The organism is Isoptericola sp. NPDC055063 (assembly GCF_053608125.1).
Window position 1 is genome coordinate 80,062 of sequence record NZ_JBSGUW010000011.1, and the last position, 25,887, is coordinate 105,948.

27 protein-coding genes and 2 pseudogenes are annotated in these 25,887 nt (G+C 75.1%); 16 read left to right on the forward strand and 13 right to left on the reverse strand.

Annotated features, from left to right (window positions below; genetic code table 11):
- Positions 1 to 58: 58 nt before the first annotated feature.
- A complete protein-coding gene (locus ACWF41_RS14535; RefSeq protein ID WP_380324885.1) occupies positions 59 to 931 on the reverse strand; it encodes an ABC transporter permease subunit in 873 nt (290 codons plus the stop codon).
- Entirely contained in the window at positions 928 to 1,869 is a 942-nt protein-coding gene (locus ACWF41_RS14540) for an ABC transporter ATP-binding protein (protein ID WP_380324888.1), read from the reverse strand. The genes ACWF41_RS14535 and ACWF41_RS14540 overlap by 4 nt, the downstream gene beginning before the upstream one ends.
- A gap of 236 nt (positions 1,870 to 2,105) precedes the next feature.
- Here ACWF41_RS14540 and ACWF41_RS14545 point away from each other — a divergent pair, with 236 nt between their 5' ends.
- The gene (locus ACWF41_RS14545; RefSeq protein ID WP_380324891.1) at positions 2,106 to 2,996 is read left to right on the forward strand and encodes a Bax inhibitor-1/YccA family protein; all 891 of its coding nucleotides are present in this window, start codon (positions 2,106 to 2,108) and stop codon (positions 2,994 to 2,996) included.
- A 77-nt stretch (positions 2,997 to 3,073) separates the two neighbouring features.
- On the opposite strand, the gene ACWF41_RS14550 is transcribed toward ACWF41_RS14545, so the two are convergent.
- The 3 genes from ACWF41_RS14550 to ACWF41_RS14560 are packed head-to-tail and all read right to left on the reverse strand — an operon-like array spanning position 3,074 to position 5,335.
- Positions 3,074 to 3,808, reverse strand: coding sequence for a hypothetical protein (locus tag ACWF41_RS14550; RefSeq protein ID WP_380324894.1), 735 nt, complete (start codon positions 3,806 to 3,808; stop codon positions 3,074 to 3,076).
- On the reverse strand, positions 3,805 to 4,455 hold the full coding sequence (locus ACWF41_RS14555) for a TetR/AcrR family transcriptional regulator (protein ID WP_380324897.1): 651 nt from the start codon (positions 4,453 to 4,455) through the stop codon (positions 3,805 to 3,807). Before ACWF41_RS14555 ends, ACWF41_RS14550 begins: the two co-directional genes overlap by 4 nt.
- Entirely contained in the window at positions 4,448 to 5,335 is an 888-nt protein-coding gene (locus tag ACWF41_RS14560; protein ID WP_380324900.1) for an alpha/beta fold hydrolase, read from the reverse strand. The genes ACWF41_RS14555 and ACWF41_RS14560 overlap by 8 nt, the downstream gene beginning before the upstream one ends.
- A gap of 150 nt (positions 5,336 to 5,485) precedes the next feature.
- On the opposite strand from ACWF41_RS14560, the gene ACWF41_RS14565 reads away from it, so the two are divergent.
- The 3 genes from ACWF41_RS14565 to ACWF41_RS14575 all read left to right on the forward strand — a co-directional run bounded on the left by ACWF41_RS14565 (position 5,486) and on the right by ACWF41_RS14575 (position 7,742).
- A complete protein-coding gene (locus tag ACWF41_RS14565; protein ID WP_380324903.1) occupies positions 5,486 to 5,914 on the forward strand; it encodes a YciI family protein in 429 nt (142 codons plus the stop codon).
- Between the two features lie 86 nt (positions 5,915 to 6,000).
- Entirely contained in the window at positions 6,001 to 6,438 is a 438-nt protein-coding gene (locus ACWF41_RS14570; RefSeq protein WP_380324906.1) for a YciI family protein, read from the forward strand.
- Positions 6,435 to 7,742 (forward strand): RNA polymerase sigma factor, encoded by a 1,308-nt coding sequence (locus ACWF41_RS14575; RefSeq protein WP_380324909.1) that lies wholly within the window; start codon positions 6,435 to 6,437, stop codon positions 7,740 to 7,742. The genes ACWF41_RS14570 and ACWF41_RS14575 overlap by 4 nt, the downstream gene beginning before the upstream one ends.
- A gap of 23 nt (positions 7,743 to 7,765) precedes the next feature.
- Here ACWF41_RS14575 and ACWF41_RS14580 read toward each other — a convergent pair whose 3' ends face one another.
- Entirely contained in the window at positions 7,766 to 8,725 is a 960-nt protein-coding gene (locus tag ACWF41_RS14580; protein ID WP_380324912.1) for a DMT family transporter, read from the reverse strand.
- An 82-nt stretch (positions 8,726 to 8,807) separates the two neighbouring features.
- Here ACWF41_RS14580 and ACWF41_RS14585 point away from each other — a divergent pair, with 82 nt between their 5' ends.
- Both ACWF41_RS14585 and ACWF41_RS14590 read left to right on the forward strand, forming a co-directional pair.
- Positions 8,808 to 9,716 carry a LysR family transcriptional regulator gene (locus ACWF41_RS14585; RefSeq protein WP_380324915.1) on the forward strand — a complete coding sequence of 303 codons (909 nt, stop codon included), beginning with the start codon at positions 8,808 to 8,810 and terminating at the stop codon, positions 9,714 to 9,716.
- Between the two features lie 66 nt (positions 9,717 to 9,782).
- A complete protein-coding gene (locus ACWF41_RS14590) occupies positions 9,783 to 10,184 on the forward strand; it encodes an FKBP-type peptidyl-prolyl cis-trans isomerase (protein WP_380324918.1) in 402 nt (133 codons plus the stop codon).
- Positions 10,185 to 10,281: 97 nt separating this feature from the next.
- Here the strand turns inward: ACWF41_RS14590 and ACWF41_RS14595 are convergent, their stop codons facing one another.
- Entirely contained in the window at positions 10,282 to 11,550 is a 1,269-nt protein-coding gene (locus ACWF41_RS14595; protein WP_380322416.1) for a class I SAM-dependent methyltransferase, read from the reverse strand.
- A gap of 162 nt (positions 11,551 to 11,712) precedes the next feature.
- On the opposite strand from ACWF41_RS14595, the gene ACWF41_RS14600 reads away from it, so the two are divergent.
- Positions 11,713 to 12,477: a glucose 1-dehydrogenase gene (locus tag ACWF41_RS14600; protein ID WP_380322413.1), complete on the forward strand. Its 765-nt coding sequence runs from the start codon at positions 11,713 to 11,715 to the stop codon at positions 12,475 to 12,477.
- A 19-nt stretch (positions 12,478 to 12,496) separates the two neighbouring features.
- Here the strand turns inward: ACWF41_RS14600 and ACWF41_RS14605 are convergent, their stop codons facing one another.
- Complete coding sequence (locus ACWF41_RS14605) at positions 12,497 to 12,913, reverse strand: DUF5997 family protein (RefSeq protein WP_380322410.1); 417 nt, start codon at positions 12,911 to 12,913, stop codon at positions 12,497 to 12,499.
- A 54-nt stretch (positions 12,914 to 12,967) separates the two neighbouring features.
- On the opposite strand from ACWF41_RS14605, the gene ACWF41_RS14610 reads away from it, so the two are divergent.
- Both ACWF41_RS14610 and ACWF41_RS14615 read left to right on the forward strand, forming a co-directional pair.
- A complete protein-coding gene (locus tag ACWF41_RS14610; RefSeq protein ID WP_380322407.1) occupies positions 12,968 to 13,891 on the forward strand; it encodes a LysR family substrate-binding domain-containing protein in 924 nt (307 codons plus the stop codon).
- A gap of 139 nt (positions 13,892 to 14,030) precedes the next feature.
- The gene (locus ACWF41_RS14615) at positions 14,031 to 14,939 is read left to right on the forward strand and encodes a hypothetical protein (protein WP_380322404.1); all 909 of its coding nucleotides are present in this window, start codon (positions 14,031 to 14,033) and stop codon (positions 14,937 to 14,939) included.
- Positions 14,940 to 14,964: 25 nt separating this feature from the next.
- On the opposite strand, the gene ACWF41_RS14620 is transcribed toward ACWF41_RS14615, so the two are convergent.
- Both ACWF41_RS14620 and ACWF41_RS14625 read right to left on the reverse strand, forming a co-directional pair.
- Positions 14,965 to 16,521, reverse strand: a complete 1,557-nt coding sequence (locus tag ACWF41_RS14620) for an ATP-dependent DNA ligase (RefSeq protein WP_380322401.1) — start codon at positions 16,519 to 16,521, stop codon at positions 14,965 to 14,967.
- Between the two features lie 45 nt (positions 16,522 to 16,566).
- Positions 16,567 to 17,424 (reverse strand): aldo/keto reductase, encoded by an 858-nt coding sequence (locus ACWF41_RS14625; protein WP_380322398.1) that lies wholly within the window; start codon positions 17,422 to 17,424, stop codon positions 16,567 to 16,569.
- A 227-nt stretch (positions 17,425 to 17,651) separates the two neighbouring features.
- Here ACWF41_RS14625 and ACWF41_RS14630 point away from each other — a divergent pair.
- Both ACWF41_RS14630 and ACWF41_RS14635 read left to right on the forward strand, forming a co-directional pair.
- A pseudogene (locus ACWF41_RS14630) lies at positions 17,652 to 17,927 on the forward strand (aminoglycoside phosphotransferase family protein); the annotation flags it as partial.
- 145 nt (positions 17,928 to 18,072) lie between these two features.
- Positions 18,073 to 18,360, forward strand: coding sequence for a hypothetical protein (locus ACWF41_RS14635; RefSeq protein ID WP_380322395.1), 288 nt, complete (start codon positions 18,073 to 18,075; stop codon positions 18,358 to 18,360).
- 9 nt (positions 18,361 to 18,369) lie between these two features.
- On the opposite strand, the gene ACWF41_RS14640 is transcribed toward ACWF41_RS14635, so the two are convergent.
- Positions 18,370 to 19,083: a DedA family protein gene (locus tag ACWF41_RS14640; protein ID WP_380322392.1), complete on the reverse strand. Its 714-nt coding sequence runs from the start codon at positions 19,081 to 19,083 to the stop codon at positions 18,370 to 18,372.
- Positions 19,084 to 19,214: 131 nt separating this feature from the next.
- On the opposite strand from ACWF41_RS14640, the gene ACWF41_RS14645 reads away from it, so the two are divergent.
- Together ACWF41_RS14645 and ACWF41_RS14650 are read left to right on the forward strand one after the other, a co-directional pair.
- Positions 19,215 to 20,375, forward strand: a complete 1,161-nt coding sequence (locus tag ACWF41_RS14645; RefSeq protein ID WP_380322389.1) for a sensor histidine kinase — start codon at positions 19,215 to 19,217, stop codon at positions 20,373 to 20,375.
- Complete coding sequence (locus tag ACWF41_RS14650; RefSeq protein WP_380347104.1) at positions 20,366 to 21,013, forward strand: response regulator; 648 nt, start codon at positions 20,366 to 20,368, stop codon at positions 21,011 to 21,013. The genes ACWF41_RS14645 and ACWF41_RS14650 overlap by 10 nt, the downstream gene beginning before the upstream one ends.
- Before the next feature lie 37 nt (positions 21,014 to 21,050).
- On the opposite strand, the gene msrA is transcribed toward ACWF41_RS14650, so the two are convergent.
- Complete coding sequence (gene msrA, locus ACWF41_RS14655) at positions 21,051 to 21,725, reverse strand: peptide-methionine (S)-S-oxide reductase MsrA (protein ID WP_380322383.1); 675 nt, start codon at positions 21,723 to 21,725, stop codon at positions 21,051 to 21,053.
- A gap of 128 nt (positions 21,726 to 21,853) precedes the next feature.
- A complete protein-coding gene (gene idi, locus ACWF41_RS14660) occupies positions 21,854 to 22,423 on the reverse strand; it encodes an isopentenyl-diphosphate Delta-isomerase (RefSeq protein WP_380322380.1) in 570 nt (189 codons plus the stop codon).
- 106 nt (positions 22,424 to 22,529) lie between these two features.
- On the opposite strand from idi, the pseudogene ACWF41_RS14665 reads away from it, so the two are divergent.
- The 3 genes and pseudogenes from ACWF41_RS14665 to ilvA all read left to right on the forward strand — a co-directional run bounded on the left by ACWF41_RS14665 (position 22,530) and on the right by ilvA (position 25,739).
- Positions 22,530 to 23,143: pseudogene (locus ACWF41_RS14665) on the forward strand (YdeI/OmpD-associated family protein).
- A 115-nt stretch (positions 23,144 to 23,258) separates the two neighbouring features.
- The gene (locus ACWF41_RS14670; RefSeq protein WP_380322377.1) at positions 23,259 to 24,515 is read left to right on the forward strand and encodes an AI-2E family transporter; all 1,257 of its coding nucleotides are present in this window, start codon (positions 23,259 to 23,261) and stop codon (positions 24,513 to 24,515) included.
- Positions 24,516 to 25,739 (forward strand): threonine ammonia-lyase, encoded by a 1,224-nt coding sequence (gene ilvA, locus ACWF41_RS14675; RefSeq protein ID WP_380322374.1) that lies wholly within the window; start codon positions 24,516 to 24,518, stop codon positions 25,737 to 25,739.
- Positions 25,740 to 25,887: the final 148 nt, after the last annotated feature.

The window sequence follows — 25,887 nt, forward strand, 5'->3', positions numbered from 1 at the left end:
GCCCTGTTTCGCGTCGAAACAGGGCCAAGATCCCGCTCACAACACGCGGTGGTGCTCCTCAGGCGTCGCGGCGCTTGAGGGTGATCGCGGCGGCGACCAGCAGGACGACGGTGTACCCGGCGAGGACGGCGTAGCCGACCCACGGGTCGAGCAGGGCGTCGGTCGGGGCGCCGCGGGAGATGACCCGCTCGCCGGCGACGCTGGGCAGCAGCTTGTTGACCCAGTCGGTCCACGCCGCGTCGGTCGCCTGCACCACGATGCTGAAGATCAGCGGCACCACGAAGAAGATCGCGACGATCGTGAAGATCGCACCCGCGCTGTGCCGCATGAGGGTGCCGACCGCCAGGGAGAACGCCGCCACGGTGGCGAGGTAGAGCACGCAGCCGAGCAGCGCCCGCACCTGCTCGCCGTCGGACAGGTCCACGCTCATCCCGGCGTCCTCGAGCAGCGGCGCCGTCGAGACGTACGCGATCGCCAGGGCGATCGTCACGACCACGGCGGTGGCGAGCACGATGACGACCAGCTTGGCCCACAGGACGGGCAGGCGCCGGGGCACGGCTGCGAACGTCGACCGCACGGTGCCGGTGGAGTACTCGCTGGTGACGATCAGCGTGGCCAGCACGCCGACGGCCAGGGCGCCGAACGAGTAGCCGAACGTCACGATCGTGGTGCCGGTGAGCCCGATCGCCTGCAGGCCCGGGTCCTGGGACATCCCCTCCGACATCTCGGGTGTCTGTGCCGCGACGCGCATGATCGCGGCCATCATCAGGGCGAGGCCGACCATGACGACGGCGGTGATCACCACGGTCCACACCGTCGGGCGCAGCGTGCGGAACTTGATCCACTCGCCGCGCAGCACGCGGCCGAACGTGACGCGGTGGACGACGACGGCGGGCGCGGTGTCGTGGGCCGGCGCGGTGGCGGTGCTCATCGGGGCGCTCCGTCCTTGGCCGGGGCCCCGACCGGGGACTCCGTCTGGTACTCGACGGCGTCGGCGGTCAGCGCGAGGTAGGCCTCCTCGAGCGTGGACGAGACCGGGGTGAGCTCGTGCAGCACCAGGCCGCCGGCCGCGGCGAGCTCGCCCACCCGGGCGGCCTCGAGGCCGGTGACGTCGAGGGCGCCATCCTCGCCCGGCGCGACCTCGCCGCCCTCGCGCCGCAGGGCGTCGGCGAGGTCGGCGGCCTGCGGGGAGCGCACGCGCACGGTGCGGCGGGACGCTCCGTCGACGAGGGACTGCACGGGTGTGTCCGCGAGGATGCGGCCCTTGCCGATGACGATCACGTGGTCGGCCGTCAGCGCCACCTCGCTCATGAGGTGGCTGGACAGGAAGACCGTGCGGCCCTCGGACGCCAGGTACCGGGCCAGGTTGCGCACCCACAGCACGCCCTCGGGGTCGAGGCCGTTCACCGGCTCGTCGAGGATGAGGGTGCGGGGGTCGCCGAGCAGGGCGACCGCGATGCCGAGCCGCTGTCCCATGCCGAGGGAGAACCCGCCCACCCGCTTGCGGGCCACGGTCGTGAGGCCGGTGAGCTCGACGACCTCGTCCACCCGAGCCGGGCCGATCCCGTGCGTGGCGGCCAGGGCCTGCAGGTGCTGGCGCGCCGTCCGGCCCGGGTGCGCGGCCCTCGCCTCCAGGAGCGCGCCCACCTCCGCCAGCGGCTCGGTGTGCTCCGCGTACGGCCGGCCGTTGACGGTGACCGTCCCCGCGGTGGGCCGGTCGAGGCCCATGATCATGCGCATCGTGGTGGACTTGCCGGCGCCGTTCGGGCCGAGGAAGCCCGTCACGGTGCCCGGCCGCACGGTGAACGTGACGTCGTCCACCGCGAGCTTCGGTCCGTACCTCTTGGTCAAGCCGTGTGCTTCGATCATGTCGCCCCAGGGTGTGGTGGCGCCGGTCCGGCGTCGGACGGCGGTGCGGCGGGGAGCACGGTTCGCCTTCGAGCCTACGGCCGGGTCACGTCTCCGTCTCGATCGGGGCGGGTGATCGTGGGAACGTCTCGTGCTCCCCGTGCGTTCCCTACGATGGATCGCACGGCCAGCGACCCGGCACTGCGCGCGCGACGACCCGTCGTCGGGCACCCGGCAGCCGCGACCAGGAGGAGTTCATGAGCAACCCCGTCTTCTCGAACAGCGACGTCTTCGGCGAGCCCCGCCGCAACGGCGCGCGCCAGGGTGCACGTCCTGGGGGTACCACGACGGCGCAGCCGCAGTACGGGCAGGTCGCCTACGGAACCACCGCGGGCACCACCGGCGCGCAGGCCGCCGACGCGGCGTCGCTGGAGAACATGTACGGCGCGCCGTCGGCCACGACGGCCGACACCAAGCGCCTCACCTACGACGACGTCATCATCAAGACCGGCGGTCTGCTCGCGCTCCTGATCGCGGTGGCCGCGGTGACGTGGAACGTGATGCCGCAGCTGTGGCCCGTCGGCATGATCGCCGGGCTGGTGCTCGGCCTGGTCAATGCCTTCAAGAAGAACCCGAGCCCGGCGCTCATCATCGCGTACACGGTCGCGGAGGGCGTGTTCCTCGGCGGCATCAGCATCGCGTTCGCGCAGATCGCCGTCGGGAACTCGGGCGAGCCGCTGACGGGCATCGTGCTGCAGGCCGTGATCGCGACGATGGCGACCTTCGCCGCCGCGCTGTTCCTGTTCAAGTCCGGCAAGGTCCGCGTCACGCCGAAGTTCACGCGCTGGCTGCTGGTGGCGATGGTCGGCTACCTGGCGTTCTCGCTGATCAACGTGATCCTCACGTGGACCGGGCTGGTCGAGGGTTGGGGTCTGCGTTCCGGCCCGATCGGCATCATCGTCGGCCTGGTGGCCGTCGGCCTCGCCGCGATGTCGCTGATCATGGACTTCGACTCCATCAAGCGCGGCGTCGAGCAGGGCGTCCCGGCCAAGTTCGCGTGGTCGGCGGCATTCGGGCTGATCGTGACCCTGGTCTGGCTGTACCTGGAGATCCTGCGCATCCTGGCGATCCTGCGCGGCGGCGACTGACCCTCGCCCGCACCACGGCCGACGGCCGGTCACCCCGCGGGGTGGCCGGCCGTCGTCGTGCCCGGGGCGGGCCGGGCTCAGCGGCGGTCGCCGAGGCGGTGCACGGCCCAGGCGACGAGGCCCAGGCCGACGGCCACGAGGACGCCGTGCCCGACGCGCACGGCGGGGGCGGTGAAGAACTGGGGCAGGTAGAGCAGCAGGCCGGCGGCGAGGACGACGCCCGCCCAGCGCGGGGCGGCCCCGCCGCGCCACAGGGAGACGGCGGCGAGCACGCCGGCCGCGGCGACGAGCGCCAGGCCTAGGCCGAAGAGGGTCATCGCGGCGGGCTGCTCGCGCAGCGCGTCGACGTCGGCGAGGAGGGCGGTGTCGCCCGTGCGCAGCGCGGCCTGGGCGATCGTGCGGATGCCGAAGATCTCGGCGCCGAAGTACAGGGCGCTCATGCCGGCGCCGGCCCACGCGGTCACGACCGCCGCCGTCGCCGCCCGGGCGCCGGGCCGGCCACGCAGCAGCGCGCGCACGCCCAGGAGCGTCGGCGCGAGCAGCCCGAGCCCGGCGATGCCGCACAGGTGGGCGAGCACCCAGTGGTCGGACGCGAACCCGGCGGCGAGCGCGAGTGTCGGCACGGACTCGTCCGGCCACGGCCGCAGCGCGGGGAACAGCAGCAGGAGCACGCCGGCGGCGACCGCCCCGGCGACGGTCCAGCGCGCGACGGCCGGGCGCGCCACCGCGGGGGAGGGGGCGCCCTCGTCGGGCCGCGCACCCTGGCGAGCGGACGGCGCGGTGCGGGCGACGGGGTGCGGTGCGGCGGTCATGGCTGCTCCTTCGTGGGGGCCGGCGAGGTGGTGGTCAGCGACGGGGCGTCCGACGACGCGTCGGCCAGGGCGCTGACCCCGGCGACGAGCATGTCGACGAGGACGTCGAAGCTGCGGTCGAGGTCCTCCGGGAGGCGGAAGCCGCCGCCCAGCTCGAGGGCGACGAAGCCGTGCACCCCCGCGCGCACGACGCGCACCGCGTCGATGGTGCGGTCGTCGGGGAGCCCGAAGCCGCGCAGCACGGCGGCGACGAGCGCGACCACGCGGGCCCCGGCGGCGCGGTGCTCGGCGTCCTCGACGGCCTCGGGGTCGGGGTCGGGCGCGAGCTGGACGGCGGCGTACCGGCCGGGGTGGGCGAGGGCGTAGGCCCGCCACGCGCCGGCGAGCGCCCGCAGGGCGTCGGGCCCCGCCCGGCCGACGGTCGCGGCCGCGCTCGTCGTCGTCAGTTCCTCGAGCGCGACCAGCGCGACCTCGCGGCGCAGGGCGGCCAGCGAGCCCACGTGCTTGTAGAGGCTGGGGGTGGCGACGCCGGCGCTGGCCGCGACCTTCGCGAGGGTGAGGTCCGCGAGCCCGGTCGGGCCGCCGGCGTCCACCTGCTCCAGCGCGAGGCGCACGACGGCGTCGCGGGACAGCCCGGCCCTAGGCACGGGAACCCCGCCCGTCGGTGCCGTTCTCCTGAGGGGCAAGGTCGGCGGCGGGGAGGCCGGCGAGGAACTCCACGACGGCCGGGGTCACGACCTCGGGCGCCTGGTGCTGCGCGTAGTGGCCCACGCCAGGCACCAGGAGCCCCTGCCCGCCGAGGGCCTCGTGCATGTCGGCGAGCGCGGCGCCGGCGTCCTGGTAGTCGGGGTCGAGCTCGCCGACGACGACGAGCGACGGCGCCTCGACGGCGGGGACGAGCGGCTCGATCACGGAGTGGTCGAGCGCGACGGCCAGGTCGCGGAAGGAGCGTAGGTGCGCCGGGTCGCTCATGCTGCGGCGGATCTCGGCGACGTGCTCCGCGTGCCGGGCCCCCTTGCGGCCCTTCGCGAACATCGACGTGTACAGCCAGGCCCAGGCCGCGCCGCCCCACGGGCGGACGAACAGCGCGCGGTACAGCGCGCGGTTGAGGCGCAGCTGGCCGGGGGAGGCGGCCTCGCGCAGGTGCGGGGCGAGCAGCACGAGGGCGCGCACCAGGTCGGGGCGCTCGGCGGCGGCCCACACGGCGGCCGAGCCGCCCATGGAGCTGCCGACCAGCACCGCGGGCCCGGCGTCGAGGTGCTCGACGAGGGCCACGAGGTCGGTGCCGGTGGCGACGTCGCCGTGGGTGCGGAAGGTGGTGTCGGAGTCGCCGTGGCCGCGCAGGTCGGCGACCACCACGCGGTGGCCGGCGGCGACGAGCGCGGGGACGAGGTCGTCGTAGGTGGAGCGGAGGTCGCCCATGCCGGGCACCGCGACCACGAGCGGGCCGGTGCCCGCGTCCGTGTAGGCGATGCGCCCCTCGGGGCGGGCGAGATACCGGATCGACGCGGTCGGGGTGATGTCCATAGCCATTAAGCTAATGCCGTTAGCCGAAGGGCGCAAGAGGCTTCTCGAAAAAAGTTCCGCGCCCGTGTCGATCCCGTCGTTCCCCGTTCGACCTGGGGATGAGAAGGTCGCCCAGGGGGGCGACCCGCGCACACGACAGGGAGCACGACGATGGCCAAGTACATGCTGATCATGCGGTCCGACGACGCGTCGCAGCGCGCGTTCCAGGAGTCCGGCCTCAGCTTCGACGACATGCTCGAGCGGATGGGCCGCTACAACGACGCGCTGATCGAGGCGGGGGTGCTGGTCGCCGCCGAGGGGCTCGAGGAGCCGGAGAAGGGTGTCGTCGTCGACTACTCGGGCGCCGAGCCGGTGGTGACCGACGGGCCGTACGGCGAGACCAAGGAGCTGTTCAACGGCTACTGGATCCTCGACGTCGACACGATCGACGACGCCGTCGGCTGGGCCAAGAAGGCGCCGCTCGCCGGCCCGGGGATGAAGGCCGAGATCCGCCGCATCCCGTCGATCGACGAGTTCCCGCAGGACAACGAGTGGGTGCGCCGGGAGCGCGCCTGGCGCGAGCGCACGCACCAGCTCTGAGCCGGCGAGGCGCAGACGCGCCGACCACCCACGAACGACAACACACACCCACGAACGACCAACGACGACCGGACGGAGTGACCACGATGCCGAAGTACATGCTGATCATGCGCGGGACCGACGAGGGCCAGGCTGCCTACGAGCAGCTCGACTTCACGGAGGTCATCGCGGCGATGGGCCGCTACAACGAGTCGATGATGGACGCGGGCGTCCTCGCGGCGGGCGAGGGCCTGTCCGACGCGTCCGAGGGGTCGGTCGTCGACTTCTCCTCCGAGACGCCCGTCGTCACGGACGGCCCCTACGGGGAGACCAAGGAGCTGTTCAACGGCTTCTGGATCGTCGACGTCGCCACCAAGGAGGAGGCGATCGAGTGGGCCAAGCGGGCGCCGCTCAGCGGCCCGGGCACCAAGCTCGAGGTGCGTCGCGTCAACGGCCCCGAGGACTTCCCGCAGGACGACGAGTGGGTGCAGAAGGAGGAGGGCTGGCGCGAGGAGCAGGCTCGCCGGACCCAGCAGGCGCAGTGAGCCCGAGCGCACCCGACGGGGGCCGTGCCGACGACGGCGCGGCCTCCCGTCGCGCCGTCGAGGCGGTGTGGCGCATCGAGTCCAGCCGGATCGTCGGTGCGCTCGCCCGCTACACCAACGACTTCGCGCTCGCCGAGGACGTCGCGTCCGAGGCGCTCGCGGAGGCGCTGGTGGCCTGGCCGAGGGACGGCGTGCCGCGCGACCCGACGGCGTGGCTGCTGGCCACCGGCCGGCGTCGGGCCATCGACGCGTTCCGCCGCCGGGCCGGGCGCGACGAGCGGTACGCCGCGCTGGCCCGGGACCTCGGGGAGGGTGGCGTGGTCACGGGCGCGGGAGCGGCCGACACGGGCGACGACCTGCTGTGGGACCCGGACCGGATCGAGGACGACCGGCTCGCGCTGCTGTTCGTCGCCTGCCACCCGGTGCTCGCCAAGGAGGCGCGGGTGGCGCTGACCCTGCGGGTGGTGGGCGGCCTGACGAGCGAGGAGATCGCCCGGGCCTTCCTCGTGTCAGTGCCGACCGTGCAGGCCCGCATCACGCGGGCGAAGAAGACCCTGGCCGCCGCGCGCGTGCCGTTCGAGGTGCCGACCGCGGCGGACCGGCCCGAGCGCCTCGGCTCGGTGCTCAACGTCCTCTACCTCATCTTCTCGGAGGGCTCGACGGCGTCCGCGGGCGACGACTGGATGCGCCCGGACCTGGCCTACGAGGCGGTGCGGCTCGCCCGCGTCCTCGCGCGCCTCGTGCCCGACGAGCCCGAGGCGCACGGGCTGCTCGCGCTCCTCGAGCTCACCGCGGCGCGGTTCCCTGCCCGGACCGGCCCCGACGGGGAGCCGGTGCTGCTGGAGGACCAGGACCGGCGGCGGTGGGACCGGTCGGCGATCGGCCGCGGGCGGGACGCGCTCGCCCGCGCCGTCGCCGTCGGCCGCGGCCTCGGCCCGTACGGGCTGCAGGCGGCGATCGCCGAGCAGCACGACACGGCCCGCTCCGTGGCGAGCACGGACTGGGAGCGGATCGTGCTGCTCTACGAGGCGCTGGGCCGCGTGGCGCCGTCGCCCGTCGTCGAGCTGAACCGGGCCGTCGCGGTCGCGATGGCGTCGGGGCCGGCCGCCGGGCTCGCCGTCGTGGACGACCTCGTCGCCCGCGAGGTGCTGTCCGGGTCGTACCTGCTGCCGTCGGTGCGCGGCGAGCTGCTGGCCCGGCTGGGGCGGAACGACGAGGCGCGCGGCGAGCTGGAGCTCGCCGCCCGGCTGTGCGGCAACGCCCGCGAGCGCGGCGTGCTGGAGGCCAAGGCCGCCGCCCTCTGACCCGCGACCTGTCAGGGCCAGGTTCACGTATTCGTGCGCGTGGCTCTGGCAGGTCGGCGGGGGAGGGTGGCCACGGCGACGCCGGCCAGCGCCAGCACCCCGCCGAGCAGGACGACGGGCGCGGGGACCTCGTCGAGCAGCGCCCACGACAGCAGCACGACCAGCGGCGGCACGGCGTACGTCGACGCGGCGGCGCGGCCGGCGCTCACGCGGGCCAGCGCGTAGGCCCAGGTGCTGAACGCGATCGCCGTCGGGAACACGCCCAGGTAGACGACCCCGAGCAGGGACGACGTCGGCGCGGCCGCGGCCTGCGTGACGAGCGCCGGGAGGAACGGCAGCGCCGCGACCGTGCCCGCGAGGCACCCGAGCCAGGTCATGGTGAGCGCGTCGACGTGGGGGAGCAGGCGCTTCTGCAGCGTGGCGGCGCCGGCATACAGGACGGCGGAGGCGAGGCCCAGCACCACGCCCGCGACGTCGAAGCGGCCCGAGGTTGTCGCGACCGCGATGACGACCACGCCCGTGAACGCGACGGCGATGCCGGCCAGCAGGCGGCGCGGGAAGCCCTCGCGCAGCAGCACCCCGGCCAGGACGGCGACGAGCATGGGTGCGATGCTGACCAGCAGGGCGGTGGTGCCGGCGTCGAGGTGCTGCTCGGCCGCGTTGAGCGTGAGGTTGTAGGCGCCGAACCAGGCGACGCCCCACGCCAGCACGAGGACGAGCGCCCGGCCGCGCGGGAGGCGCACGGGGGCACGTCGGCGCAGGCGCGCGACGCCGAGGATCACGGACAGGGCGGCCGTGCCGACCGCGACCCGGCCGAGGGTGAGCGCCCCGGCGTCGAGGTCGTGCCCGACGGCGCGCACGCCGACGAACGCCGACGCCCACAGCACCACGGTCACCGCCATCGCCGTGGCGGTGAGCGCGCCGACCCGGGTCGGGCGGGCGGGGTCGGCGACGCTCGTCGCGTCCGGGGTCCTCGTGGTCATGCGCCGATCGTGCCCCGCCATGACCCGTGAGCACCAGTTCAGATATCTACCGAACGCTTCAGTCCCGCTGTAGTGTCACGCCATGCTCGACGTCCACCGCCTCCGTGTCTTCCGTTCCGTGGTCGCCAGCGGCTCCGTCGCCGCCGCGGCCGGCAACCTGGGCTACACGCCGTCCGCCGTCAGCCAGCACGTCGCCGCGCTGCAGCGCGAGACCGGGCTGCGGCTGCTCGACCGGCACGGCCGCGGCGTCCGGCCGACGGCGGCCGGCCTGGCGCTCGCCGCGGAGGCCGACGTCGTGCTGTCCCGGCTCGGCGAGGTCGAGACGTTCGTGGCCGACCTGCGCGCCGGCCGCACCGGCACGCTGTCGATCGCGTACTTCGCGTCCGTCGGGGCGGCGTGGTTGCCGTCGGTCGTCCGCACGCTCACCACCGAGTACCCGGGCGTGCGCCTCGCCCTCGAGCTGCGCGAGGACGTGGCGACCGACGCGGCGCAGCGCCCGGACCTGCAGCTCGTCGTCGCCGAGTGGGGCGACACCCCGGAGGCTCCGCGGTTCACCTCCCACCACCTGCTCGACGACCCGTACGTCGCCGTCGTGCACGCGTCGCACCCGCTCGCCGGGCGCGACGAGATCGAGCTCGCCGAGCTCGCCGGCGACCGGTGGGTCGACAACGACTTCGCGCGCGGCTGGTGCCGCCGCAACCTCCTGGAGGCGTGCAGCGCCGCCGGGTTCAGCCCGACGTTCGCCGTCGAGGCGCACGACTACCCGACGGCGCTCGCGTTCGTGGGCGCGGGCATCGGCATCACGGTGCTGCCGGTGCTGGGCGCTGCCCACCTCCCGACGGGGACGGTCGCGGTGCCGACGGTGCGGCCCACGCCCACGCGGTCCATCCACGCCGTCGTCCGCGACGCCGCCGCCGACACCCCGCCCGTGCGCGCGGCGCTGGCCGCGCTGCACGAGGTCGCCGGGTCGTCGGCGGCGTCCGCGACGTAGGCTGGACGACGCACTCCCGCGGTGGCCCCGCCCCGCGGAACTCCCGGACGAAGACGAGGTACCCCTGTGACCACGCTCCCCACCGCCACCGGCGGCTTCGGCGACAAGCCCCAGATCACGTTCCCGGAGGGCGACGCCCCCGCCGGCCTGCAGGTGCAGGTGCTGACCGAGGGCTCCGGCCCGGTGGTCGACGCCGGCCGCACCATCGTCGTGAACTACCTGGGTCAGACCTGGGGCGGCGGGGTGTTCGACAACTCCTACGACCGCGGCCAGACCATCGACTTCCCGATCGGCGTCGGCGCCGTCATCGGCGGCTGGGACAAGGGGCTCGTCGGCCGCAACGTCGGCGACCGCGTGCTGCTGTCCATCCCGTCGGAGCACGGTTACGGCCAGCGCGGCGTGCCGCAGGCCGGCATCCCCGGCGGCGCGACGCTCGTCTTCGTCGTCGACGTCGTGGACGTGCGCTGACCGCACCCTGCCCCGCCGAACAGGCGGTTGCGCACGTTCTGGGCTGCCAGAACGTGCGCAGCCGCCTGTTCGGCGTTCGGGGGAGGGGTGGGCAGGTTCAGCGGCGGCGCGATCGCGTGACGGTGAACTTCGGGTTCTGCGCGATGTGCACGGTGGGCCCGACGGCGCGGGTGAGCGCGTCGCGGTAGCGCAGCGCCGTGTTGAAGACGCACCACAGCTCCCCGCCCTGGCGCAGCGCCCGCCCCGCCGCGCGGAACATGCGGTGCGCGGCGTCGGTCCGTACGGCCGCGCGGTCGTGGAACGGCGGGTTGAGCAGGATCAGGTCGAGGCTCGCGGGCTCGAGGTCCTCGCCCGCGTCGCCGCGCAGGACGGCGACGCGCTCGCCCACGCCGTTGGCCGACGTCGTGGCCCGCGTCGAGGCGACCGCCGCGGCGGAGCGGTCGGTCGCGACCACCCGCGCCTCGGGGTAGCGGAGCGCGAGGACGGTGGCGAGGAGGCCGGTGCCGCTGCCCAGGTCGAGGGCGTCGTGCACGCGGTCGGCGGCGGGCCACTTCTCGGCCGTCGTGAGCAGGAAGCGGCTGCCCAGGTCGAGCGACGGTCCGGCGAACGTGCCGCCGTGCGCGGCGACGGTGATCCCGTCGGGTGCCGCACCCTCGGCGGAGGTGGCCGCGAGCAGCTCGGCGTCGCGCAGGACGGCGCGGACCGGGAAGCTGGGCGCGGCGTCGCGCGCCTCGGGCCGCACGCCCGACGCCACGAGCACCCGGGACTTCTGGCGCGCCAGGCTGGCGCGGACGTCGCCGAACGACGCGGCCAGCACCTCGTTCATCGAGCGGGTCATGTGCTTGACACGGCCGCCCGCGAGGACGGTGACGTCGTCCGCGGCGTGCCGGGCGATCGCCTCCGCGATCTCGGTGAGCTCCCCGAGCGACGGCGGGAGCTGCAGCAGCACCACGCGGGCGCCGTCGAGGAGGCCGGCCTCCAGGTGGTCGAAGGTCGTGATGCCGACCTCGTCCCGGTCGCCCCGGACGGCCGACATGAGCGGCTCGCGCACGTGGTGCTGCAGCGCGGCCTCGGCCGTGACGGAGTCCGTGGACGTGCGCACCGCGTCCGGGCCGAGGGTCAGGGCGCCGAGCGTGAGCGCGCCGAACCGGTCGCCGAGGACGACGACGTCGCCCGGCCCGGCCGCCGCCAGCAGCGGCGCGGCCTCGTCGAGCAGCAGACGGTCGGTGGCGTCGACGGCGACGGGGCCGTCGGCGCGGGAGCCGTCGTCGGGCCACGGGGTGAGGGACGCGAGGACGGTCGCGAGGCGCGCGGTGGCGTCGTCGGTCGTGGGCTCGTCCGGGGCGGAGGGGTCGGGGGTGTGCACGTGCCCAGTCTCCCCGACGCGCGCGTCGTGGCGCCGCCGGAGCGGTGCGGGGTGCCCAGGCTCACAACGGCACGTTGTGCCACTCAGGCGTATCCTGTCAGGAAGAGGGTCTGCGACGGCGCCCGTCGGGCGCGGTGGGCCGACAGGAGTGCAGGAGGAGTCATGGGACAGCTGGACGGACGCACCGTCGTCATCACCGGTGGTGCGCGGGGCCTCGGGGCCGAGGCGGCGCGCCAGGTCGTCGCGGCCGGCGGCAACGCCGTCATCACGGACGTGCTCGAGGACGAGGGGCGCGCGACGGCCGCGGAGCTCGGCGACCGGGCGCTGTTCGTGCGCCACGACGTCACCTCGGCCGAGGGGTGGGCCGACGTCGTGCGCGCCGCCGTCGAGCGGTTCGGCGGCGTGGACGGCCTGGTGAACAACGCGGGCGTCTCCACTGGCGCGCCGATCATGGACGAGCCGGCCGACCACTTCCGCCGGGTGCTCGAGATCAACCTCACCGGCGTCTTCCTCGGCATGCAGGCCGTGGTGCCCGCCATGCGCGAGCGCGGCCAGGGGTCGATCGTCAACATCTCGTCCGCCGCGGGCCTCATGGGCCTGGCGCTGACCGCCGGCTACGGCGCGTCGAAGTGGGGCGTGCGCGGCCTGACGAAGGTGGCCGCCGTCGAGCTCGGCACCGAGAAGATCCGCGTCAACTCCGTGCACCCGGGCATGACGTACACGCCGATGACCGCCGAGGTGGGCATCCAGCAGGGCGAGGGCAACTACCCCAACACGCCGATGGGTCGCGTGGGCGAGGCGCCGGAGATCGCGTCGGCGGTCGTCTTCCTGCTCTCCGACGCCGCGTCGTACATGACGGGCGCGGAGCTCGCCGTCGACGGCGGCTGGACCGCCGGCCCCACGGTGAAGTACGTCATGGGTCAGTGACCCGGACGCGGGGAGGGGGTCAGCGGGAGCGGCGCTCCGCGCGCGCGGCCTTCTCGGCCTTCTTCGCGGCCTCGGCCGCGACGCGGTCCTCCTCCTCGCGCACCTTGGCCGCGGTCTCGCGCTCGGCGACGAGCCAGGCGGGCGGGTCCTGCCGCAGCTCGTCGATCTGCTCGGTGGTCAGCGGCTCGGTGACGCCGCCGCGCGCGAGGCCGGCGATGGAGACGCCGAGGCGGCCGGCGACGACGGGTCGCGGGTGCGGGCCCTGGCGGCGCAGCTCGTCGAGCCAGGCCGGCGGGTTCTTCTCGAGCTCCTCGAGCTCGGCGCGCGTGATGCCGTGCTCCTGGAACTCGGGCGGCGTGGCGGGCAGGTACACCCCGAGCTTCTTCGCCGCGTTCGTCGGCTTGAGGACCTGCTGGGAGAAGGGGGTTCCGGCCATGGGGTCCAGCGTAGTCGCGGCGGACGTTACGGCACGCCCACGTAGCCTGGACCCGTGACCGACCAGCCGGGCGAGGACCTCGACGACGCCTTCGACGACGCCACCGACGACGCCATCGAGGAGATGCCCGACGACGGGCGGCCCACCTTCCGCCTCGGGTACGTGCCGGGTGCGACCCCCGGCCGCTGGGCCGGCACCTGGCGCGACCGCCTCCCCGACGTCCGCCTGGAGCTGGTGCAGGTCACTGCCGCCGACGCTCCCGCCGCGCTGGCCGAGCGGCGCGTCGACGCGGCCGTCCTGCGCCTGCCGGTGGACGGCGGCGTGCTGCACGCGATCCCCCTGTACACGGAGCTGCCGGTCGTCGTCGTGTCCCGCGACCACCTGCTCGCCGCGACCACCGACGAGGAGGCCGTGACGGCGGACGACCTCGCCGACGACGTCGTGTGGCTGGCCGCCGACGACGTCCTCTACCCGGGCGACGCCGACGCTCCCGGCCACAGGCCCGCGCCCTACGACGACGGCGCGGGCGACACCGTCGAGCCGGAGCGTCCCGCCACTGCGGCGGACGTGATCGCGCTGGTGGCCAGCGGCGTCGGCGTCACCGTCGTGCCGATGTCGCTGGCGCGCCTGCACCGCCGCAAGGACGTCACGTACCGGGTGCTCGACGGCGGCCCCGGCGCGCCCGTGGGCCTGGCGTGGCTGGTCGACGGGCTGTCCGACGACGAGCGTGAGCTCGTCGAGGAGATGATCGGCATCGTGCGCGGCCGCACCGTGAACAGCTCGCGGGGGAGGGCCGGGCGCGAGCGCGCGGAGGCGGCCGAGCCCGCCCGCGACGGCGCGGACGCACGGCGTGGAGCCGGGCGGCGCGACGGCGGCCGGGGCGACTCGCGCGGGGGCGGTCAGCCCGGTGCACGGCGGCCGCGGGGCGGCGGGAAGCCGGGTCGCGGCCGCCCGCGCGGAGGCCGCGGGAAGCGCTGACGACGGGTATGTCGCACCCGGGCGACTCGTCCGGAAATTTCACCCTTCCCCGGGCACTTCGGACTCGCTAGCATTCCGGCGCGGCCGGAGGCCGCGTTTCCTGCCGTCGCGGTCGATCCCGCCTGCCCCTGGAGTTTTCGTGCGCACACCCGCCGTCCTCGGAGCCTCGCTCCTCCTGCTCGCCTCGCTGGCCGCCGCCGGGCCCGCCGTCGCCGGAGAGCGGGTGCCGTGGGAGGGGCCGGGCGACTCCCGCACCGGGTCGGAGTGGGACGGTGGTTCGGCGACCTGGGAGGGCACCACCTACAGCTGGCCGGAGAACACGCGGTCGTGGGACGACGACACGTGCCCGGACATGGACGTGAAGAAGACGAACACCTCGGGTGACCCCGAGACCCTCGAGATCGTCGCCCCCGAGGGCAAGCTCATCTCGGCGTACTGCATCAAGTCGGCGTCGGCCAAGCAGGGCGAGGGCCCCAAGATCGTCACGCTCGATGAGCCGGTCGCGACGCTCACCATCGCCTACCCGACGGTCAACGGCGGCGGCAAGAGCATCTGCCGCGGGATCAGCCACTATGCCGTGGCGTACGTGGACGTGACGACGCCCACCGAGACCACCCCGCCGACCGACGAGGAGACGACCCCGCCCGCCGAGGAGACCACCCCGCCGGCCGAGGAGACGACGCCGCCGACGGATGAGGAGACGACTCCGCCGGCCGAGCCGACGCCGCCGACGGATGAGGAGACCACCCCGCCGGCCGAGCCGACGCCGTCGGACACGCCGTCCACCCTGCCCACCGCGCCGACCGACGGCTCGACCCCGGGCATGGGCGGCGCGGACTACGAGGACGAGGGCACCGTCGTCGACGACGCCGCCGCGACCGGTGACGAGGTCGTCGGCGCGCCGCAGGAGCAGGCGGAGGCCACCGCGGCGCCGGAGTCGCTGCCGGTCACGGGCGCGCAGGTGCTCGGGATGGCGATGGCCGCCGTCGCGCTGCTCGGCGCGGGTGTGGGCGCGATGATCTGGGTCCGCCAGCGCCGCGCGAGCTGACGCTCGACCGCTGACGACCGCCGGCTCAGCCGGCTGCTTTCCCGACGACCGCCGCCAGGGCGCGCACGGTGTCCACCGTGTCCGCCTCGGCGGCGGTCTTGTCGTCCCGGTAGCGCACGACGCGGGCGAACCGGAGGGCCATGCCGCCGGGGTAACGGCTGGAGCGCTGCACGCCGTCGAACGCGATCTCCACCACCTGCTCGGGGCGCACGTGCACGACGTACTCCGACCCGTCGGCCGGCGAGGTCGCGAGCTCGGTGAACCGCTCGGTCTGCCAGGTGAGCATCTGGTCGGTCATGCCCTTGAACGTCTTTCCGAGCATGACGAAGCCGCCGGTGCCGGGGTCGCGGGCGCCGAGGTGGATGTTGGAGAGTCGGCCCTGGCGGCGTCCGGAGCCCCACTCGACGGCGAGGACGACGAGGTCGAGGGTGTGCCGCGGCTTCACCTTGACCCACCCGGCGCCGCGGCGACCGGCCGCGTACGGGGCGGCGAGGTCCTTGAGGACGAGGCCCTCCTGGCCGGCGGCGACGGTGTCGGCGAAGAAGCGCTCCACCTCGCCGACGTCGGCGGAGACCAGGCGCGGCACCACGACCTCGGGCGGGAGCACGCGGTCGAGCACGTCGAGCCGTTCGGCGGCGGGCGCGTCGATGAGGTCGGTGCCGTCGTGGTGCAGCACGTCGAAGAACCGCACGCTGAGCGGCACGGCGGCGCTGCCCGCTTCGGCGTCGTGGCTGCCGGTGCGGGCCGCGGTCTCCTGGAACGGGCGCGGCCGGCCCGCGTCGTCGAGGGCAAGGGCCTCGCCGTCCAGCACCACGGTCTCCACGTCGAGCGACCGCGCCACGGCCACGACCTCGGGCAGGCGCTCGGTGACGTCGTCGAGCGACCGCGTGAACACGACGACCTCGTCGCCGCGGCGGTGCACCTGCACGCGGATGCCGTCGAGCTTGGTGTCGGCGGCGACGGTGGCGCCGTCGAACTTCTCGAGCGCGGCCGCGACGTCGGGCGCGGACGCCGCGAGCATGGGCCGCACGGGGCGGCCGGGTTCGAGGCGGAACGCCTCCAGGGCGGGGGCGCCGCCGTCGAGCGCGGCCCGGGCGATCGGCCCGGTGAGGGCGCTGAACATGGCGGCGCGGCGCACCGTCGGCAGGGGCACGTCGGCGGCGGCGGCGATCGCGTCGAGCAGCAGCGAGTCGAGCGCGCCCTGTCGCAGCTCGCCCAGCACGAGGCGCCGCACGAAGTCCTGCTCGGCCTCGGTGGCGCGGCCGAACAGGTCGTCGACCGCGGCCCGGCGCGCGGCCTGCGAGCCGGCGCCCGCGAGCCGCTCGAGCCGGCCGAGGGCGGCGTCGACGTCGGCGGGGCTCAGGGACGGCTCGGCGGCGGGGGAGGGCAGGCTGCCCAGCGTGCGCCAGCCCAGGCCCGTGCGGCGCTGCCGGGGGCGGCCGGAGAGGAACGCCGCCACGACCTCGACCTCGTCGCCCGGCTCGGCGGCGCGCAGCGCGTCCGCGAGCAGCTCGCGCTTGCGCAGCCGCGAGCGTGTCGCGGCGACGGCGGCGTGCGTGGCGACCAGCTCGGCGAGCAGCACCCGACGATCGTCGCACCCGCCCCCGACGGTGTCGCGGTGCGTGCCTCAGAGCTCCTCGTAGACCGCCGGGTCCTGGTCGTTGGTGCGCCCGTCGGGGCGGCCGAGGCCGGTGATGCGGTCCATCTCGTCCGCCGTGAGCTCGAAGGAGAACAGGTCGAGGTTGTCGGCCTGGCGCGCCGGGCTCGACGCCTTGGGGATCGGCACGACACCGAGCTGCACGTGCCAGCGCAGGATGGCGCGGGCGGGGGAGTCGCCGTGCGCGGCGGCCACCTCGGCGATCACCGGGTCGGACAGCAACGCGCTGGCCCGGCCGATCGGGCTCCACGCCTCGGTGACGACGCCGCGCGCGGCGTCGGCGGCCCGCTGGGCGGCCTGCGGGAAGTACGGGTGCAGCTCGACCTGGTTCACCACGGGGGTCACGCCGGTGGCCTCGATGACGGCGTCGAGGTGCTCGGGCAGGAAGTTCGACACCCCGACGTGCCGGACCAGGCCGCGTTCGCGACAGTCGACGAGCGCCTGGAACGCCTCGACGTACTTCCCGATGCGCGGGTTGGGCCAGTGGACGAGGTACAGGTCGAGGTGGTCGAGCCCGCTGCGGTAGACCGACTCCTCGACCGTGGCGACGGCGTCGTCGTAGGCGTGCCGGCGGCCGGGGAGCTTCGAGGTGATCAGCAGGTCCTCGCGGGCCACGGACGACGCGCGGACGGCGCGGCCGACCGTGCCCTCGTTCTCGTAGCTGAACGCGGAGTCGATCAGGCGGTAGCCCGCGTCGATCGCGCGGGCGATCGTGTCGGCGCCGGCCGAGCCCTTGAGCTTGTAGGTGCCGAAGCCGACCGCGGGGACGGCGGTGCCGTCGGCGGCCGCACGGGTGGGGACCTCGGGCGGGGTGGGGTGCTCGCTCATGCCTCCCATTCCACACCCGCTGCGCCGCCGGTCGTCCAGCCGCCGCCCTAGGGTGGCGCCGTGATCACGGTGCCGCCCTCGTTCCGCGCGATGCCGCGCTGGCGGCACGACGACGCCGGTGCGGTTGGCTCGACGACCTGCCCTCGCGGGTGGCCGCGCGGTGCGCGGCCTGGGGCCTCGCGGTCGACGGCGAGCCGGCGCACGGCTCGAACGCGCTGGTCGTGCCGGTGGCCCGCGGCGGCGAGCCGCTGGCCCCGCGGCTGACGCCGCCCGGGGACGACGTCGGGGCGGAGGTGCGCGCGCTGCGGGTGTGGGCCGGCCGCGGCACGGTGCTGCTGGTCGACGCCGACGAGGACGAGGGCGCCACGCTCCTGGAGCGGCTCGACGGCGGCCGGTCGCTGGCGGGCGAGCCCCTGGACGCCGCGCTCGAGGTGCTCGCGGGGCTCACCCGGACGCTCGCCGTGCCCGCCCCCGGCGACGCGCCGTCGACGGCGGGGATCGCCGCGGGGATGACGGCGTCGTTCCCGCGCGAGTGGGCGGCGCTGGGCGAGCCGCTCCCGGCGCGGCAGCTCGACGTCGCGACCGCGCTGGCCGCCGAGCGCGCCGGCGTCGACCTTCGCCGTCGACGGCGACCTGCACCACGAGCAGGTGCTGGCCGGCACACATGCGCCGTGGCTCGTCGTCGACCCCGTGATGTGGCGCGGGGAACCGGAGGCCGACCTCGGCCGTGTGCTGTGGACGCGCCTCGACGAGCTGCCCACCGAGGCTGCGGTCGTCGCGGCGTTCGACCGGTTCGTGCGCGTCGCCGACGTCCCGCGCGACCGGGCGCGCGCCTGGGTGGTGCTGCGCGCGACGTCGTACCTGCTGTGGGGCCTGGCGCGCGGGCTCACCGAGGACCCGGTGCGCTGCCGCCGCCTGCTCGACGGGTTCGCCTGAGCCCGCTGGTCACCGCGAGCGCGCGTGCCGACGGCCGGCCACGGCGCGCCGGGTGACGACCGCGTGCGCGACGTACCAGGCGAGCGCGACGCCGGCCAGCACGATCACGACCGACTGGTAGCGGCCCATGACGCCCTCCACGGCGTGCCACTGCTCGCCAAGCAGGTACCCGACCAGCACGAGGACGGCGTTCCAGACGAGGCTGCCGACCGCCGTGAGCGTCACGAACCGGCCCAGCCGCATCCGCTCGACGCCGGCGGGGACCGAGATCAGGCTCCGCACGATGGGAATCAGCCGGCCGATCAGGACGGCGCGCGCGCCGTGCCGGGCGAACCAGACCTCGGCGGTGTCGAGGTCCTCGACGCGGACCAGGGGCATGCGGTCGACGACGCGCCGCAGCCGGTCCCGGCCGATCGCCGCGCCGACGAGGTAGAGGGCGAGCGCGCCGACGACGGACCCGGCGGTGGTCCACAGGACCACGGGGAGCAGCCCGAGCGTGCCCTGGCTCGCGGTGAACCCGGCGAGCGGCAGGATCACCTCGCTGGGGATGGGCGGGAAGAGGTTCTCGAGGGCGACGGCGAGGCCCGCGCCCGGTGCGCCGAGCGACTCCATGAGGCCCACCGCCCAGTCGGTGAGGCGGGAGACGATCCCGGGGGCGTCCGCCGTCGTGGTCGTCGTGAGGGGGGCTGCCGTGGTGGCCGTCGCGAGGAGTGCTGTGCTCATGCCGTCGACGCTACGAACGCCACCGCTGCCGCCACGGCGCGGCTTCGCGCACGGTTCGGGGCGGGGAACCGCAGGTCAGGGGTGCGGTTCACCGCAGTACGGCGCCCGCGACCCGTGGCTAGGGTTGCCGCGTGGCCATCCGCAGCTCCGTCTTCAGCGTGACGTACGGGGTCGTGCTCGGGGCGTGCCTCGTCCCGCTCGACGCCGCTGCCCTGGCCGCGGCCGGCGCCTGGTCGTTCGCGGGCCGGGTCGTCCCGGGCGCCCGGGCGCGGCGTGACCGCGTGCTCGCGGCGGCGGTGGCGGTGCACACCCGGCGGCTCGAGCGGTGGCTTGGCCGCCCCGCCGGCGCCCCCACGGCGACCGACCGGCGCGCGCGATACCTGGCGGTGCGCCTCGTCGTCGGCCTCACCGGCTTGGGCGTCCTCCTGCTGCTCGCGTACGGGGTGCTGGCCGCGGTGCTGATGGTCGGGTCGTGGGCGTTCGGCCTGCGCGTGCCGGCGGTGACCAACGACGAGGGCGAGCCCACGACCGGGATCACCATCCTGTCGGCGGCGGTACCCGGGGTGCTGCTGCTCTACCTCGCGGTGATGGGGCTGGTCGGCACCGCGGCGCTCGAGCGTGCCGCCGCCGCGCGCTACCTCGGCCACGAGGACCCCGCCGAGCTGGTGTCCCGCATCGAGTCCCTGGTCGCGTCTCGCGCCGGGATCGTCGCGGCGGTCGAGGCGGAGCGCCGCCGGGTGGAGCGTGACCTGCACGACGGCGCGCAGCAGCACGTGGTCGCGCTGGGGATGCTCGTCGACCGCAGTCGCCGGGCCACCGACGACGCCGCGCGCGACGCCCTGCTCGCGCAGGCCGCCGACGAGACCGAGCGCCTGCTGACGGCGGTGCGCGACGTGGCGTGGAGCGTGCACCCCACGGCTCTCGACACCCAGGGCCTGCGCCCGGCGCTCGGGCGCCTGGCCACGCGGTCCGTGCCGCCGGCGACCCTGGACTACCGCGTGCCGGGTCGGGTTCCGCCGCCCGTCGAGGCGTGCGTGTACTACGTCGTCGCCGAGGCGCTCACCAACGTGGGGAAGCACGCACGGGCGTCTCGCGTGGACGTGGCCGTCGAGCCGTCCGACGGCGCGGTGGTCGTGACGGTCGAGGACGACGGCGTGGGCGGCGCCGGGCTGGGCGGAGGCCGCGGTCTGGCGGGGCTCGCCGCGCGCGCTGGCTCGCTGGGCGGCGTCCTCGACGTGCGCAGCCCGGCCGGCGGGCCGACGGTGGTGCGGGCGGTGCTGCCGTGCGCGTGACGATCGCGGAGGACTCGGCGCTGCTGCGCGAGGGGCTTCGGGCGCTGCTGACCGACGAGGGCATCACGGTGGACGCCGCCGTCGGCGACGCCGCGGAGCTCCTCGCGCTGCTGGGCGCGCGCACGCCCCCGGACGTCGTCGTGGTGGACGTGCGCATGCCGCCCACGCACACCGACGAGGGCATCCGGGCCGCCCTCGAGATCCGGCGCCGCTGGCCCGGGGTGGCGGTGCTCGTGCTGTCGCAGTACGTGGAGAGCGGCTCTGCGCGCGAGCTGGTGACCGGTGGGGGAGCGGGGGTCGGGTACCTGCTCAAGGACCGCGTCATGCGGGTCGCGGAGCTGTTGGACGCGCTGCACCGGGTGGCCCGCGGGGACTTCGTCGTCGACCCCGAGGTGGTGCTCCAACTGTTCGCCGACTCGAGGCGGGCGGACCCGCTCGCGCGGCTGACCCCGCGCGAGCGGGACGTGCTCGGCCTCATGGCGGAGGGCCGCACGAACGCCGGGATCGCGTCCGCGCTGCACCTGTCGCTCTCGGCGGTCGAGAAGCACGGCAACGCCATCTTTACCAAGCTCGGGCTCGACGCCTCCGACGGCTACAGCCGCCGTGTGCTCGCGGTGCTGCAGTACCTGCAGGACTGACCGGCCGGAGGCGGGGTGCGCCTCCGGCCGGAGGGGGTCACGCGGCGTCGGGGTAGGGCACGCCCGTCGTCGCGTGGCAGCGGTAGCCGTTCGGGTTCTTGTCGAGGTACTCCTGGTGGTAGTCCTCCGCGTAGTAGAACGGGCCGGCCTCGACGGCCGGTCGCAGCTCGGTGGTGATCGGGTCGTAGCCCTTCGCCGCGAGCACCGCGGAGTACCGTTCCGCCGTCTCGCGCACCGCCTGCTCCTGCTCCGGCGTGGTCCAGTAGACCGCCGAGCGGTACTGGGTGCCGACGTCGTTGCCCTGCCGGTACCCCTGCGTCGGGTCGTGCCGCTCCCAGAAGATCTTGAGCAGCTCGGCCTCGGAGACCTTCGCGGGGTCGTAGGCCACGAGCGTCGTCTCGGTGTGCCCGGTGCGCGCCGTGCACACCTCCTCGTACGTCGGGTTCGGCGTCGTGCCGCCCATGTACCCGACGGCCGTGCTCACCACTCCGGGCACCTGCCAGTAGATCTCCTCGGCGCCCCAGAAACAGCCCATCGCCAGGTACAGCACGCGCGTGCCCTCGGGCCACGGTCCCACGATCGAGGTGCCGAGCACCGTGTGCGGGCGGGCGGCGGGCAGCACGGGCGACTCGCGCCCGGGCAGGGCGTCCTCCGGCGCCACCATCGTGGTCTTGCCGGAGCGGCCGAGCAGCTGGTCGAAGATCGAGTTCATCGCGTTACCTCCATGGACCTGCATAGCCCTTCATTCCGATCCCGGGGTCCCCCCGGGGCCGTGGGACGCTCGCGTCCCGGTAGGCGCAACGACGCCGCGGGGACAGGTGTTCCCCGGTGCGGCCGTGGTCACGCCGCGGGGGTGGCGGCGACGAGGGCCGGCAGGTCGAGCTGCTCCAGCTGGAGCGCCATCCACGGGCTGAACGCCCAGGGCGCCGACCGCACGGCGAGCACCAGGTCCTGCGCGTCGACCCAGCGCAGGTCCATCACCTCGTCCGGGTGCGGCGCGGGGACGTCGGCCGTGCGGGTCGCGAAGACGGGGCAGATCTCGTTCTCCACGACCCCGGCGGCGTCCGTCGCGCGGTAGCGGAAGTCGGGCAGCACCGCCCGCGGCTCGGCGATCGTCAGGCCGAGCTCGTGCCGGGCGTACCGGCGCACCGCGGCGGCCGGGTCCTCCCCGGGCCGCGGGTGGCCGCAGAAGGAGTTGGTCCACACCCCGGGCCAGGTCCGCTTCGACAGCGCCCGCCGGGTGACCAGCACGCGGCCCCCGTCGTCGACGACGTAGCAGGAGAACGCCAGGTGCAGCGGCGTCGCGGAGGAGTGGACGCTCGCGCGCGGCGCCGTGCCCACGGGGCGGCCCTCGTCGTCGGTGAGCACGACCAGGTCGTCGGTCGGTGCGGCGGAACCGGTCGTCGTCATGGCGTCTCCCTGGGACGTGCGGCGCGGGTCGTCGGTGCGGTCACGACGGACCCAGCCTACGGGTGTTCCCCGCGCCCGACGGTGGGCGGGGCGCTACCGTCCCGGCATGGCTGACCCCCGACCTGACCTGCCCGAACAGCTCGTGCTGCCCGACCCCGCGGCGTGGCGGGCGTGGCTGGACGAGCACGAGGACTCGTGCCCCGACGGCGCGTGGCTGGTGCTCGCGAAGAAGGGCCGCCCGGCGCCCACGACGCTCACCCACGCGACCGCGCTGGAGGAGGCGCTGTGCAGCGGCTGGATCGACGCGCAGATGCGCAGCCTGGGCGCCGACACGATGCTGCAGCGGTTCTGCCCGCGGCGCCCGCGCAGCCGGTGGTCGGTGCGCAACCAGGAGATCGTCGCGCGCCTCACCGACGAGGGGCGGATGCGCCCGCGGGGCCAGGCGGAGATCGACGCGGCCCGGGCCGACGGGCGCTGGGAGGCCGCGTACCACGGCTCCGCCCGTGCCGAGGTGCCCGAGGACCTCGCCGCGGCGATCGCGGCCAGCCCCGCTGCGGCGGCGATGTTCGAGGTGCTCACGTCGAGAGCCGGTACGCGATCCTGCACCGCCTGGGAGCCCTCAAGACGGCGGAGGCGCGCGAGCGCAACGTCGCGAAGTACGTCGCGATGCTCGAGCGCGGCGAGTCGGTCTACCCGCAGAAGCGCCGTCCGGGCGCCTGACGCCGGGCCCCCGGGGCGCACGACGTGTGGACGCGGGGTGAAGATCGGGGTCACGACGGCGGACGCCCGGACGTGCCCTCGCGCGACCTTCCCGCATGCCACCTAGGGTTTCCGCGTGAGCTCGGAACGTACCTCCCCCTCCGGCGCGGACGCCGTCCCGCAGAGCATCCGTGCCGCGGCCTCCTGGTCGTGGCGCCTCCTCCTGATCGCCGCGGCGGTGGCCGCCTTCCTGTGGCTGCTGGCCGCGCTGAAGACGATCGTCGTGCCGGTCGCCATCGCCCTGCTCGTGACGATCCTGCTCGCGCCGGTGCGCCGCGCCCTCCAGCGGTGGGGGCTGGGCAAGGGGATCGCGACCGCGGTGTCCATCGTGGGGCTGATCGTGCTGGTCGGTGCGCTGATCACGCTGGCGGGGACGTCGATCGTCGGGGGGTTCCAGGACCTGGCGGACCAGGCGGTCGCCGGCTTCGAGCAGTTCACGAAGTGGCTCGCGGAGGGCCCGCTGCAGCTCGACGCGGAGCAGCTGTCGAAGTACGGGCAGCAGCTGCAGAGCTCGATCGTCGAGAGCTCGGGCCTCGTCTCCGGGGCGCTCGGCGCCGCGACCACGGTCGGGCACGTCCTGGTGGGCGCGCTGATCGCCCTGTTCTGCACGATCTTCTTCCTGCTCGACGGACGCACCATCTGGACCTGGCTGGTCAACCTGCTGCCCGTGCGGGCCCGCGAGCCCGTGCACCAGGCGGGTCGCCGGGGCCTGGTCACCCTGTCGGCGTACGTGCGCACCCAGATCCTGGTGGCGTTCGTCGACGCGGTCGGCATCGGCATCGGCTCGGCGTTCTTCGTCCCGGCGCTCGCGCTGCCGATCGGCATCCTGGTCTTCATCGGCTCGTTCGTGCCGATCATCGGCGCGATCGTCACGGGCGCCATCGCCACCGCCGTCGTGCTGGTCGCCAACGGGTGGGTCGCGGCGCTCGTCATGCTCGGCATCGTGCTGCTGGTGCAGCAGGCCGAGAGCCACATCCTGCAGCCGTTCCTCATGGGCCACGCGGTGTCGCTGCACCCGGTGGCCGTGGTGCTCGTGGTGGCGGCCGGGAGCCTCGCCGCCGGCATCGTCGGCGCCCTGTTCGCCGTCCCGCTCGCGGCCGTGCTCAACACGGTCCTGCTGTATCTGCACGGGCACGACAAGTTCCCCGAGCTGGGCCACGAGGACCACGTGCCGCTGCTGCGCAGGCGGCCTCAGCTGCCCGGTACCCTGCTCTGGTCGGGACGGGGGTCGTCGCAGGACGCGGCGGCCGCGGGCGGCGCGTCGGACGGCACCAGCGACCTGCCCGACGGCCCTGCCTCGCCCGACGCGGGCCCGGCAGGAGAGAACAGGTAAGTGGCACAGCACCCCCCGATCGACCGTGTGACCCTCGACGACGTCCGCACCGCCGCGGCGCTGCTCGACGGCGTCATCACCCGCACCCCGGTGCAGGCGTTCCGCGCGATGACCGAGGTCGCGGGCGCGCCCGTCGTCCTCAAGTGCGAGAACCTGCAGCGCGCCGGTTCCTTCAAGATCCGCGGCGCGTACACGCGCCTGAGCCGGATGTCGGACGAGGAGAAGGCGCGCGGCGTCGTCGCGGCCAGCGCCGGCAACCACGCCCAGGGCGTGGCGCTCGCGGCCCAGATGCTCGGCATCCACGCCATCGTCTACATGCCCGTGGACGCGTCGGTGCCCAAGCTCGCCGCCACCCGCGGGTACGGCGCCGAGGTGCGCCAGGTGGGGGAGAGCGTCGACGAGGCGCTCGTCGCCGCCCGCGCCGAGGCGGCGCGGTCCGGCCGCACCCTCATCCACCCGTTCGACCACCTGGACGTCGTGACCGGGCAGGGCACGGTGGCCCTCGAGATCCTCGAGCAGGTGCCCGACGTCGGCACGGTCGTCGTGCCGCTCGGCGGCGGCGGGCTCGTGGCCGGCATCGCGACCGTGCTCGCGGAGGCCGCCCCGCACGTGAAGGTCGTGGGCGTGCAGGCCGAGACGGCCGCCGCCTACCCGGAGTCGCTCGCCGCCGGCCGGCCGGTCCCGCTGTCCCTCGGGGCGACGATGGCGGACGGCATCGCCATCGGCACCCCCGGCGACGTGCCCTTCGAGGTGCTGGCGCGCCTGGGCGTCGAGGTGCGGACCGTCTCCGAGGAGGAGATGTCGCGCGCGCTGCTGCTCGTGGCCGAGCGGGGCAAGCTGATCGTCGAGCCGTCCGGCGCCGCGGGCGTCGCGGCCGTCCTCGCCGCCGAGCCGGGCTCCCTGCCCGGCACGATCGTTCCCGTCCTCACCGGCGGCAACATCGACCCGCTGCTGCTGCTGCGCGTCATCCAGCACGGCCTCGTGGCCGCCGGCCGGTACCTGCAGCTGCGCGTGTGCATCGACGACAAGCCGGGCTCCCTCGCGGGCCTGCTGGACGTCATCGCCGCCGCGGGCGCCAGCATCGGGCAGGTGGAGCACACCCGCACCGACACGTCGCTCACCGTGTCGCAGGTGCTCGTGAACGTGCAGCTCGAGACCAAGGGGCACGAGCACTGCGAGGCGGTCGTCGAGCGGCTGCGCGCCGCAGGGTTCGCGGTCGCCTGACCGCGGGCCCCTGCTGTGTCCGGGCGGGCCTGTCCGGGCGGCGCGGCGGAGGGCGCCGGCACCGACTTTCGGGAAAGGTGTCGGTCCGGGGGTCCCTCGTTCGTCGTCCTCATGACACGGCCGACGGGGCCGTGCCGGATGAGGACCG

Excerpts from the sequence above, each read along its gene's own strand:
- ACWF41_RS14535 (WP_380324885.1), bottom strand. The coding sequence starts at position 931 with ATGAGCACCGCCACCGCGCCGGCCCACGACACCGCGCCCGCCGTCGTC.
- ACWF41_RS14540 (WP_380324888.1), bottom strand. The coding sequence starts at position 1,869 with ATGATCGAAGCACACGGCTTGACCAAGAGGTACGGACCGAAGCTCGCG.
- ACWF41_RS14545 (WP_380324891.1), top strand. The coding sequence starts at position 2,106 with ATGAGCAACCCCGTCTTCTCGAACAGCGACGTCTTCGGCGAGCCCCGC.
- ACWF41_RS14550 (WP_380324894.1), bottom strand. The coding sequence starts at position 3,808 with ATGACCGCCGCACCGCACCCCGTCGCCCGCACCGCGCCGTCCGCTCGC.
- ACWF41_RS14560 (WP_380324900.1), bottom strand. The coding sequence starts at position 5,335 with ATGGACATCACCCCGACCGCGTCGATCCGGTATCTCGCCCGCCCCGAG.
- ACWF41_RS14565 (WP_380324903.1), top strand. The coding sequence starts at position 5,486 with ATGGCCAAGTACATGCTGATCATGCGGTCCGACGACGCGTCGCAGCGC.
- ACWF41_RS14570 (WP_380324906.1), top strand. The coding sequence starts at position 6,001 with ATGCCGAAGTACATGCTGATCATGCGCGGGACCGACGAGGGCCAGGCT.
- ACWF41_RS14580 (WP_380324912.1), bottom strand. The coding sequence starts at position 8,725 with ATGACCACGAGGACCCCGGACGCGACGAGCGTCGCCGACCCCGCCCGC.
- ACWF41_RS14585 (WP_380324915.1), top strand. The coding sequence starts at position 8,808 with ATGCTCGACGTCCACCGCCTCCGTGTCTTCCGTTCCGTGGTCGCCAGC.
- ACWF41_RS14600 (WP_380322413.1), top strand. The coding sequence starts at position 11,713 with ATGGGACAGCTGGACGGACGCACCGTCGTCATCACCGGTGGTGCGCGG.
- ACWF41_RS14605 (WP_380322410.1), bottom strand. The coding sequence starts at position 12,913 with ATGGCCGGAACCCCCTTCTCCCAGCAGGTCCTCAAGCCGACGAACGCG.
- ACWF41_RS14625 (WP_380322398.1), bottom strand. The coding sequence starts at position 17,424 with ATGAGCGAGCACCCCACCCCGCCCGAGGTCCCCACCCGTGCGGCCGCC.
- ACWF41_RS14640 (WP_380322392.1), bottom strand. The coding sequence starts at position 19,083 with ATGAGCACAGCACTCCTCGCGACGGCCACCACGGCAGCCCCCCTCACG.
- msrA (WP_380322383.1), bottom strand. The coding sequence starts at position 21,725 with ATGAACTCGATCTTCGACCAGCTGCTCGGCCGCTCCGGCAAGACCACG.
- idi (WP_380322380.1), bottom strand. The coding sequence starts at position 22,423 with ATGACGACGACCGGTTCCGCCGCACCGACCGACGACCTGGTCGTGCTC.